This window comes from Mycobacterium sp. GA-2829, from assembly GCF_001499965.1.
Taxonomy (GTDB): domain Bacteria; phylum Actinomycetota; class Actinomycetes; order Mycobacteriales; family Mycobacteriaceae; genus Mycobacterium.
In genome coordinates this window covers 21609-31512 of sequence record NZ_LQIT01000052.1, presented here as the reverse complement: position 1 = coordinate 31512, position 9904 = coordinate 21609, and the positions used below count along the sequence as shown (strand labels likewise).

The 9904-nt window shown below is 69.3% G+C and carries 9 protein-coding genes; 4 read left to right on the top strand and 5 right to left on the bottom strand.

What is annotated here, in order from left to right; translation table 11 throughout:
• Positions 1–100 precede the first annotated feature (100 nt).
• A complete protein-coding gene (locus AU194_RS25320; protein WP_059092027.1) occupies positions 101–523 on the top strand; it encodes a DoxX family protein in 423 nt (140 codons plus the stop codon).
• Here the strand turns inward: AU194_RS25320 and AU194_RS25315 are convergent.
• Positions 468–899 (bottom strand): SRPBCC family protein, encoded by a 432-nt coding sequence (locus AU194_RS25315; protein WP_059092026.1) that lies wholly within the window; start codon positions 897–899, stop codon positions 468–470. The genes AU194_RS25320 and AU194_RS25315 overlap by 56 nt on opposite strands.
• Before the next feature lie 88 nt (positions 900–987).
• Here AU194_RS25315 and AU194_RS25310 point away from each other — a divergent pair, with 88 nt between their 5' ends.
• On the top strand, positions 988–1512 hold the full coding sequence (locus tag AU194_RS25310) for a DUF2505 domain-containing protein (protein WP_059092025.1): 525 nt from the start codon (positions 988–990) through the stop codon (positions 1510–1512).
• Here AU194_RS25310 and AU194_RS25305 read toward each other — a convergent pair.
• Positions 1492–3300, bottom strand: coding sequence for a CocE/NonD family hydrolase (locus AU194_RS25305; RefSeq protein ID WP_231743576.1), 1809 nt, complete (start codon positions 3298–3300; stop codon positions 1492–1494). The two genes, AU194_RS25310 and AU194_RS25305, sit on opposite strands and share 21 nt — an antisense overlap.
• Positions 3301–3559: 259 nt before the next feature.
• Here AU194_RS25305 and AU194_RS25300 point away from each other — a divergent pair, with 259 nt between their 5' ends.
• Complete coding sequence (locus tag AU194_RS25300; RefSeq protein WP_059092023.1) at positions 3560–4366, top strand: SDR family NAD(P)-dependent oxidoreductase; 807 nt, start codon at positions 3560–3562, stop codon at positions 4364–4366.
• A gap of 11 nt (positions 4367–4377) precedes the next feature.
• Here the strand turns inward: AU194_RS25300 and AU194_RS25295 are convergent, their stop codons facing one another.
• A complete protein-coding gene (locus tag AU194_RS25295) occupies positions 4378–5250 on the bottom strand; it encodes an SDR family oxidoreductase (RefSeq protein WP_059092022.1) in 873 nt (290 codons plus the stop codon).
• A gap of 288 nt (positions 5251–5538) precedes the next feature.
• The gene (locus tag AU194_RS25290) at positions 5539–6858 is read right to left on the bottom strand and encodes a hypothetical protein (protein ID WP_059092021.1); all 1320 of its coding nucleotides are present in this window, start codon (positions 6856–6858) and stop codon (positions 5539–5541) included.
• A gap of 104 nt (positions 6859–6962) precedes the next feature.
• On the opposite strand from AU194_RS25290, the gene AU194_RS25285 reads away from it, so the two are divergent.
• Positions 6963–7835 (top strand): alpha/beta fold hydrolase, encoded by an 873-nt coding sequence (locus AU194_RS25285; protein ID WP_059092020.1) that lies wholly within the window; start codon positions 6963–6965, stop codon positions 7833–7835.
• Here AU194_RS25285 and AU194_RS25280 read toward each other — a convergent pair.
• Positions 7832–9898 (bottom strand): hypothetical protein, encoded by a 2067-nt coding sequence (locus AU194_RS25280; RefSeq protein WP_059092019.1) that lies wholly within the window; start codon positions 9896–9898, stop codon positions 7832–7834. The genes AU194_RS25285 and AU194_RS25280 overlap by 4 nt on opposite strands.
• Between the last annotated feature and the right edge of the window lie 6 nt (positions 9899–9904).

Genomic DNA, 9904 nt, shown 5'->3' with positions numbered 1-9904 from the left:
CGTGGGAACCACCGTGTAAGGCTTGGACGTCTGCGTCGGCACGACAGCTTGCTTCGCCGCCAGCTTATCACCTTCGTAGCGATTCAGAGAGGAGCGAGCTGTGCAGATCGCGATCATCATCGTGTCGGTCGGCCTCGCGATCTTCATGGCCGTGGCCGGCTTCCTCAACGTGTTCTTCGTCGGCGACGCCCGGAAGAACCAAGTGCACCTGAGGATCTCGCGCGGCCTGACCCGGTTCATCGGCTGGTGCCAGTGGGCGTCGGTCGTCGGTCTGATCGGCGGACTGTTCTGGCGGCCGCTGGCCATCGCGGCAGCGGTCGGGCTGCTGCTCCTGCTGATCGGTGCCGTGCTGGCCCACCGCCGGGTCAACGACCCGTTGAAGGAAATGGTCCTCGCCATCGCGGTATTCGTGTTCACCGCGTTCGTCCTGGCGGGCCATCTGTCCGAGGCGGCCTCGGACGCGCCGCCTACCTTGGCAGGCGTGACTCTGCAAGCTGACCGATATATCCCGTCACCGCAGTGAACGTCTCCCGGAGGTTGCGCCGCAGCGCGAGATGCGCCACCCCTGCGAAGGCGCCGCCCATGATCACCCGTTCGGTCAGCAGTGTGCCGGCCTCATGAGGTTCGATCGTGTGCTCGTAGGTGAGCGTGAGCCCCGGGAACTTCGTGACGGACGTCCAGATCGATGGGCGCTCGACCCTGGTCAGCGTCGAGTACGTCTTGACGCCACCCTTCACCTTCACACCGACCCGCGATCCGACGGCGAAATCGCCGTTCACACTGCCCATCTCGATGACCTCGCCGGGCCAGGCCGACGGATCGGTCCACACCGCCCACACCGTCTCCGCGGGCGCCGAACACGGCGACGAACCTTCGACCGACCGGAGTTTGTTGCTCATCGCCCGATGATGTCACCACTTCGCCGCGGGCGCGGCGAATACGCCGAAGCCACCACCAAATCGCCTCTGCGAGAGAGGAACACCTGACATGCCGCGCACCTTCGAGATCTCCGTCGAGTCTCCCGCAACGGCCGTGGAGATCCTTGCCGCGTTCGCCGACGAGCGCTATTGGGCAGAGCGTCTGCAGACGTTCACCGGCGGCAGCGCCGCCGTCACCTCTCTGCACACGGACGCGACGGGCACTGTGGCAGTGACCATTTCCCTCGGTCTCGTGCGCGACCGGCTACCCCGAATGGTGACCCAGCTCCGCTCCGGTGACCTCGAGATGATCCGCAGCGAGCGGTGGTGTTGGCTCGACGACGGCCGCGTGCGCGGTGCGATCGACGTGACGGTGCCCGGCGCGCCGGTGTCCGCAACGGGGGAGGGCGTACTCGAGAACACCGACCACGGATCGCGGATGGCCTATACCGGTCGGGTGGCCGTCAACGTCCCGCTCGTGGGCGGAAAGATCGAGAGCTTCATGGGCCGCCAGAGCGTCGAGGAGATCGCCCGGTTGCAGCGGTTCACCGACGAGTGGATCGCCGCTCAGCGCTCACGCCACCACCACGGGTAGCTCCACCCGTGATGCGTACGTCCGGCTGCGGTGCACCCCCAGCGTGGTCGCCGAGCCGGGCACCATCGCGAAATGGCTGGCGTCGGTCCCCGCGATCGCGAGCCGGATCCGGTGACCGCGCCGGAACAGGTGAGACGTCGGAATGAGATCGAAGGTCAGGTCCGCGATCTCACCCGGAACCAGCGCGCTGGTGTCGTCGCGCCGGAAGGTGCGGTAGGGGACCGTCTGCCGATACGGCGCCGGAGTCGTGTTGAGCCGCCGGTGCACCGCACGCAGCTGCCCCTCGGTGACCGGCGCGACCCGGCCACGGTCGTCGACGTCTTCGAGATAGACGAACACCGTGGCGTCGGCGGCGTCGGCCGTCACGAACAGCGTGACGACCGGATGCCCCGTCACCTCGATGTCGCGCTCCAAAGGTGCTGTGGTGTAGGCGAGGAGCCGCCCATCGACCGTGCTGCGGTCGGGGTAGCGGACCGCCTCGCCGACGGCCACCTGCGTGCGCCAGCGGGAGTGCTCGCCGGTGCCCACCGTCGTGTCCACGACGTATTCGTCGGCGCCGCTGTCCCCGTCCGGACCGGCCTCGCTCAGCGTGCGGGCGGCGTCCAGATAGTACGTGCGCGGCACGGCAGGCGGGGGCCACGACGCACACGACTTCCAGCCCTCGCCCATGGTGAAGTAGTGCACGCGGTCCTCGCCGCCCAGCCCCGTATGGCGTTGTCGGACATGCTCATCGAAGAAGCGCAGCAACTCTCCCTCGTGGTCGAACCGCGAGCCCGCCGGCGGTCGATGCGGTTCGACGTGCCATCGCCCGCCGTGACTCCACGGGCCCAGTAGCAGCCGACCATCGGTCGACGACAGCGTGAGGAACCGCTTGATCGCGGAATGGGCGTACGCGCCGTCGAACCAGCCGCTGTGGCTGTAGACCGCGGCACCGGATTTCTCGACGTCGCGCCAATAGTTGTGCGGGCTGAACAGATTGATGCTGCCGGACTCGTCGATCGGGTGCCCGATCAGCTCGGGGCCCTCACCGCCGGGCTGATGGTACGGATCCGACGGCGCGACGTCGTCGCGGAAGGCCAGCGCCCTGGCCTGATCGTCGATGTCGTAGTTGGCCGCGTGCTCGGCCATCGCGGCACGGCGCAGCCGCCTGCGCCGATCCCCATCGACGGGTTGCGCCCCCGTCACCAGCAGACGTACCCACCAGCCAGCCACCTCGTGCGGTGCGTTGCGGTCCAGGGCCGCGTTGTACCGGCCCCACGTCTCGGTGAACCATGCGGCGTGGACGCCGCCGGGAAAGGCGATGTCGGTGTAGGCGTCGAACGGGGAGTACCGCGGCGCGACGGCGCGGACGGCGGGATGCCCGGCCACGAGAAGCATCTCCGCGGCGGCTCCGCTGTAGGAGTTGCCGAGCGCACCCACCGACCCGTCGGACCAGGGTTGGGCGACGATCCACTCGACGATCTGCCCGCCGTCTCGGATCTCGTCCGGCGACCACTCGCACATCCGGTGACCGAACGAGGCGCCCGACCCTCGGACGTCGACGTCCACCCATGCGTACCCGTTCGCCAGGAACCGGTTCCGGCACCGCGCCGTCGACGGGATGTGGTGGAACGGCCGGCCGCCGAGTGCCGCGCGCAGCGGCTGGCGCACCTCCATCGCCCGGTAGTACCGGGTCTGGTTGAGGATCGTGGCTAATCGCGTACCGTCGGCGGCCTCGGCGGGCAGGTAGACGTTGACCGCGATGCGCACGCCGTCCCGCATCGGCACGTAGCAGGAGAAGGACCGCACGCCGCGCACCCTTCGCCGTCGCGGTGCGGCGCCGAACCAGCCCGCATCCGAGTACTCCACGGGGCCTCCCTATGCGTCGCGAATCGCACTGACTGCGAGACGGATTCGGCCCAGCATATGAGCAGACGGGCCCGTGGCCCAGTGTGTTTGCATAGGGAACGAAATTCGCTGTGCGGTCGTCTCTTTCGAGCCGTTACGGGCGCCGATCGGTGTAGTGTCCCGGTGACAGATGGCAGCGCGGATTCGATCGGAGCGCCCAGTGCGAGATTTCTCGGGAGCCGTCGCGCTCGTCACCGGCGCGGGCGCCGGAATCGGCGCGGCACAAGTGAAACTGCTGCGTGAGCGCGGCGCCACGGTGTGCGCGGTGGACATCGACGAGGACGCCGCCGCCCGCAGTGGGGCGGCGCTGGCCATCGGCGCCGACGTGGCCGACCGCGAGGCGATGGCGGCGGCGGTCGACCGTGTGGTGGAGGAGTTCGGGAAACTCGACGCGGTCTTCTGCACCGCGGGCATCACCCACCTGCCCGCCACCCTGCGGTCACTGAAACCCGGTGAGCCGCAACGGGTCATCGATGTCAACCTGCTCGGCACGCTCAACACGATCCACCCAGCGCTCGAACCCCTCATCGCGTCGCGGGGCCACATCGTGGTGGTTTCGTCGATGGGGTGGCCACCCAACACCGAGTACGGGACACTGCTGCCCGCCGTCGGCGGGGTCGCCTACTCGACGAGCAAGACCGCGGTCGAGATGCTGGGCCGCGGTCTGCGGATGGAGCTCTCCCCGCACGGAGTCGACGTCACCATCGCCTATTTCGGGCCCATCGACACCGCCATGCTCGCGCAGTCGCTCACACCGCCCTCACGCGCCAAGCAGCGGCTCACCATCGGACCGGAGAAGGCGGCGACGGCCCTGATCCGCGCGGTGGAGAAGGGCAAGGTTCGGGTCATCATCCCGGCGCGCTGGAACTTCCTGAACATCGTTCGTCCACTCGGTGTGAACCTCGACAATATGCTGCTGCGCAGCAAGACTCAGCGCGAGTTCATCTCCACCTACGACGGCGGCTGAACGTCGAGCCCTCAGGATGCCCGACTGCGGGCGATCCGGCGGTGCTCGGCGACCGACTGCGGTGCGCTGAACCGGTGTACCAGGCCGAGCGCGCGAGTATAGGTCGCCGGCGCCCAGCGGGTCACCCGCCAGCCGAGTTTGGCGTCCAGGTTGGGGAAGCAGTAGACACTGCCTCGGTCGTGGGCCTTGAGGCATTTGCGGACGACAGTGTCCGGCGTGATGCCGGTCATCTTCATCGCCCGCCCGCCGCGTCTGGTCTGTTCGGCGGTCATGCGGCCGGATCCGACGATGTTGGTCTTGACCATGTTCGGGCACAGCGCGGTGACCGTCACCCCGCTCCCGCTGAGCTCGGCGCGCAGGGTCTCGGTCATCGACAGCAGCGCCGCCTTGGTGACGCTGTACACCGCGAGGTTGGGGGACGCGCCGAAGGCCGCCGCGGAGGCGACGTTGATGATCCCGCCGTATCCGGCAGACCGCAGGATCGGGACGAAGACGTGGCAGCCGTGGATCGGTCCCCACAGGTTGATGCCCAACGCCCACGACCAGTCGTCCAGCGGCGCCTCACCGATCTCCTTGCCGCCGACCACCACTCCGGCGTTGTTGATCACCAGCGTGGGCGGCCCGCCGAACCACGCCTGCGCCTGCTCGGCCAACTCACGCACTTCGTCGATGCGCGATACGTCGCACCGCACCGCCAACGCCGCACCGCCGCGGGCGGTGATCTGCTCCACCGTGCGGGCGGCGGCGTCGACGTTGATGTCACCGCACACCACCCGCCCCCCGCGCGCAGCGAGTTCGATCGCGAATGCGGCACCGATTCCGCTGCCCGCACCGGTGACGATCGCCGATGCGCCGCGGCTACGCTCGGGCGACGTACGAGACAATGCGGCCCCCAACCCCCACGCCGACCGCGGCCCCCGCGGTTGGAGCCGGGCGCCATATGACCATGAGTGATTGCGCCGGCAGTGGATCACACTAACAGCGGTCGACGGTTTCGGCTCGTTGGGAGAGGTTTGCCGATGGGGGGCGTCTGTCGTCAGGCTGTACTGGTCAGGACGTGTTCGTCTTCTGCTGGGTGGGGCGTTCGCGATTGCTGAGTGTTGCCTGTGAACTCTCTGGCGATGTGTTGTCGAACGGTCTGCGGGGAGACGGGCGCCACCACGGTGCGCACGTCATCTCCCTCTCGTGCGAGTCGCCGACGAGTGCCGCACGGTATGCGTCACGTACACCGTGACCAGGATCGCGCCTGCCAGGATGACCGACCACCGCGATGTGGCGGACACAGAGATCGTGCCCCACGGCGTCGACGGTGACCACGACACCGAGGCCGCGACGGCGTACATGACGACGAGCGCCCAGGCCGCCATACCCGCTGCCACGAGCGCTCGCAGGGCCCACCGGCGCGGACCCGGGGTCTGGGGGAACAGGCCCGCGACGGCGCCCGCCAGGACGAGGGCACCGGCGGCCGCCGCCAGCACTGTCGCGTCGTCCAGCGACCGGAACCAAGCCGGCGCCCACACCAGCCACACCGCCAGGAACAGCGACGCCGTGATCAGCACGAACCCCACCGTCCGCACGCGCGCGCCGCGGCGGAGCGCCACCACGCTGCCGGCCAGGCATACCAGTCCGATCACCGCGAAAACGACACTGGGCGCAGCGAAATGGTCGGCCGGGATCGGCGGTGGCGCGCAATATGCCGGGCCGAGCTGACCGCTGTCGATCGCGCAATGCGTCATGAACAGCCCGAGAACCCAGGCCACGATGAAGAGCGTCAAACCAGCGAGCACCACCCGGGTCAGACGGTCCGGCAGCGAACTCGCCTCAGGTTCTTCGACGTCCGCGATCGGATGTTGCGCCTCAGCGGGCGGCGGGAACGGTGCGTGCCTGCGGGTGAACCACACCGCCGCAGCCACCAGCCCGGCCACCGCCATCGTGGCGACGGCCAGCCACTTCGCCGACGACACCGCCATCTGGAGGAAGTTGATCAGCCCGCCGTCACCCCGGTAGGCGAACTGTCCGTCGGGGCGCTTGTACATCAGCACCGTGAGTAGGACGTATTCCACGGCGTCGCAGGCGATCGCGATCGTCGGCAGCCACAACACCCACGTGGCGCGCCGGAGCGCGGGCACGGTGATGCGCCACCACCCCGCGACGAGGATGGCGGTGAACATCAGCCAGTACCCGCCCATCACGAGGAAGTCGGGCAGGAGGATCTGCTGGACCGAGGCGGGTACCGTGCAGCCCTGCACGAGCCAGTCGAAGCGCTCACCGCTGCCGGAGAACTGGGAGGCGAAGTGCAGGATCCCGCACTTCTCGGCAATCCCGAAAAGCCAGGTTGATCCGGCGTTGAACGCGACGAACCCGACGACCGACGCGAGGATCAGTCGTCGGTCGCCACCGGCCCGCGCGTAGGCGCGCACCGCGGCATCGTCTCGTGCGCTGTCCGCGCCGGTCGCATTCTCGACGATGGTGTCATTGCTCGCCCGCCCCATGGTCCGTATCTAACATCGGCCTTCGGCAACGCGGCGGGCATTGCGCAGCCTCACCGCGGAGGTCGTTGCGATGGCCAACACCTCCGCGTTGGTAATGTGCCGCCATGTTGCCTGCCAGAGTGCGGCAGTGGCGCGAAGGCGGCCGCTTCGTGACCACGCGCGTCGGGTCGGTGTTCGTCCGCTCAGCACCGGGCGACGGGCCGACTGTGCTGCTCCTGCATGGTTATCCGTCGAGTTCGTACGACTTCCGGGGTGTGGTCCCACATCTCGACGGCCGGGGATGGCTGACACTCGACTTCCTCGGCTTCGGCCTCTCGGACAAACCGCGGCCGCACCGCTACAGCCTGTTCGAACAGGCCAATCTGGTCGAAGCGGCCGTCGCCGACGCCGCGGTCGCGGGTCCGGTCGACCTCATCGCGCACGACATGGGGACCTCGGTGGCCACCGAGCTGGTGGCGCGAGACCTGCAGGGCCGCCTGGACTTCGACCTGCGCCGCGTCGTCCTGACCAACGGCAGTGTGATGCTGGACCGCGCGAGCCTGCGGCCTGGTCAGAAGATCCTGCGCAGCCCGCTCGGCGCGCTGGCCGCCCGGAGTGTCAATCGCGCCGGTTTCATCCGCGGCTTCGGGAAGCTGTTCGGCACCGACCACCCCCTGGATCAGGAGGAGGCGGCGGCCCAGTGGGCGCTACTGGCGCACCACGACGGGCACCGCATCGCGCACCTACTCGCGTCCTACCTCGACGAACGTGAACGCTATGCCTCACGCTGGCACGGCGCGGTGCGGGACTGGGCCAAACCGCTCAACTTCCTGTGGGCCCTCGACGATCCGGTCGCCACCACCGCCGTCCTCGACGGGCTGCGCCAGCTGCGGCCCACCGCGGAGGTGGTCGAACTCCCCAGGGTCGGCCATTACCCGCAGGTCGAGGTGCCCGAGGTGTTCGCTCGCAGCGCGCTGGGCCTGCTGACCAGCCGCTAACGCAGCATCGCGGTGATCGCGGCGGTCAGCTCCGGCGACGCCGAAGTGCCCAGGTTCTGGTACTGACCGCCCGTCGTGCGGGCCACCGACTCCCACGTCGACCGGTCGGAATCATCGCCGAAGTCGATGACGTTGACCGCCACCGGCCGCGCCTGATCGAACGCGTCCCGGATGAACGCCTCGAGGCCCGGACCGTCCAGCGTGCGGTCGGTGTGCGGACCCTCCGTGATCACCAGCACCGAGTTCGGCTGGCCCTCGCGGAACCTCGACAGTGCCTCGTTGTAGACCAGCCGCAGCGTGGTGAACGACACCGCCCCACCGGAGGTGGACGACAGGTTGTCCAGCGTCGAGGTCAGCGCGGCCGAGCGTGGTTGGCCGCCGACCTGTTCGGACAGGGGTCCGGTGGTCACCTGCGAGGAGCCGGCCGCCGCGTCGAACGTCCACAGGCCCACCGCCGTCGACGGGGCGAGCGCCTCGACCCGCGGGATAAGCGTGTTGACGACGTTGCCCATCCGCGTGTTGTCACCTTCGGGGGTGGGCATCGACAGGTCGAGCATGATCGTGGTGGTGGCCGCCTGTGCCGGTGAGGTCAGCGCGTCGGCCAGCTTCACCCGGGCGGCGCCGTCGCCGACCGACAGCGGTGCCCCGAGCTTCGGGTAGTCGGTGACGTCGCTCGGCGGCGGGGTGCCCCCCTGGGTGCGGAACCCGGCCTTGGCGAGTTCGGCGAGGCGGTCGGGTTCGCGCATGAACCGCGCGAACTGGCTGGCGGCGGTCACCTGCTCACGGGACAGCCAGTCACCCGACAGCAGCACCGTCGGATAATCGGCGGTCGCGACCGGGCCGGGGGGCAGCCACGACGCCAGCGCCGACTTCGCGTCCGACAGGTCCGCGGCGCGTTTGACGACCTGCTGTTCGGTGGTCGCCACGGCGTGTACCTGGGCCCTGGCGGGATCGTCGGCGTCGAGCAGCGCCGTCATCGCGGCGTCAGCGGTGTCGGAGGACAGTTCCGGGGCGCCTGCGGCCAGCGTGTTGATCGCGCTGATCCCGTCGGTTGCCGGTGCGCCGTTCGGTGCCGCCGCCGCGGCCACCGCTTCGGCGGCCAGGTACGACGCGTCGGCGTTACCGCTGCTCGGCAGGGCGAGCTTCAACGCGCCCCACCCCTGCAGGCCGAGACCGTCCAATGCCGAAGGGTTGGACTGCAGAGCGGGCAGGGTGCCCCAGTTCTGCTGCGCAAGCGCGGTTTTCAGCTCCGGTCGCACAGCGAGGACGACTGGGGTGCTGACCAGGGTGCGCGCGTCGCTGACGGTCTTCTGGTCGGTGGCGGCCTCGAGGCGCGCGGCCGACACACCGCTGGCGGGTACCCACAGCGCCGGGCGCTCGCCGAGGTCACCGGGCCACGATTCGCGGAAGCCGTCGATGACCTGGTTGGAGCCGGCCGGTCTGACGCCGACCTTGACGCACCGGTCGCCGACCGGGGCGGCGTTCTCGTTGTACTGGTCGGCCAGGCCGCGGATGGTGTCGGCGATCGTCGGGTCCGCGAGGACGGCGACGTCGAGGTTGCCGTCGACGCACCGTGCGGACGCGACGTCGCCTCGCTCGGAGAGTGCGTCGCCGAAGAAACGCCACAGGATGACCGCACCGACCACCACCACGACGGTGACGAGCGCGGCGATGACCCCGACGCTGACGCCGCGGCGTCCCGGCGTCACCGCCCGATGGCTACCGGTCCATTCGCCGCTGTCCCAGGTTCCGCCGTGCGCGGGTCCGGACGGATCGGTTGGCGGCCGGGGGATGGCGGTCGTCGGCCGGTCGTCGGCGTCGTCGTCGCTGACGTCATCCCGCACGTCGCCGGCATAGGCGTCGTATTCATAGTCGTCCGGGTGGGCCGACTCGTCGCCCGGCCGGCCGTCTTCCGGCCGGGCGAAGTACTGCATCGGGAACTCGCCGCTGTGCCGACCACCCGGCCGGGAGTCGTAATCATCACCGTCGTCGGTGATCTCGTCTTCGGGGATGCCGGCGTCGTCGTCGGAGTCCTCGGGGTCGGGGATGCTGTGCCTACCCATGCCTAC

What these genes read in the sequence shown, in the direction of transcription:
- AU194_RS25310 (WP_059092025.1), top strand. Translation starts at nt 988, where the DNA reads ATGCCGCGCACCTTCGAGATCTCCGTCGAGTCTCCCGCAACGGCCGTG.
- AU194_RS25280 (WP_059092019.1), bottom strand. Translation starts at nt 9,898, where the DNA reads ATGGGTAGGCACAGCATCCCCGACCCCGAGGACTCCGACGACGACGCC.
- AU194_RS25285 (WP_059092020.1), top strand. Translation starts at nt 6,963, where the DNA reads ATGTTGCCTGCCAGAGTGCGGCAGTGGCGCGAAGGCGGCCGCTTCGTG.
- AU194_RS25290 (WP_059092021.1), bottom strand. Translation starts at nt 6,858, where the DNA reads ATGGGGCGGGCGAGCAATGACACCATCGTCGAGAATGCGACCGGCGCG.
- AU194_RS25315 (WP_059092026.1), bottom strand. Translation starts at nt 899, where the DNA reads ATGAGCAACAAACTCCGGTCGGTCGAAGGTTCGTCGCCGTGTTCGGCG.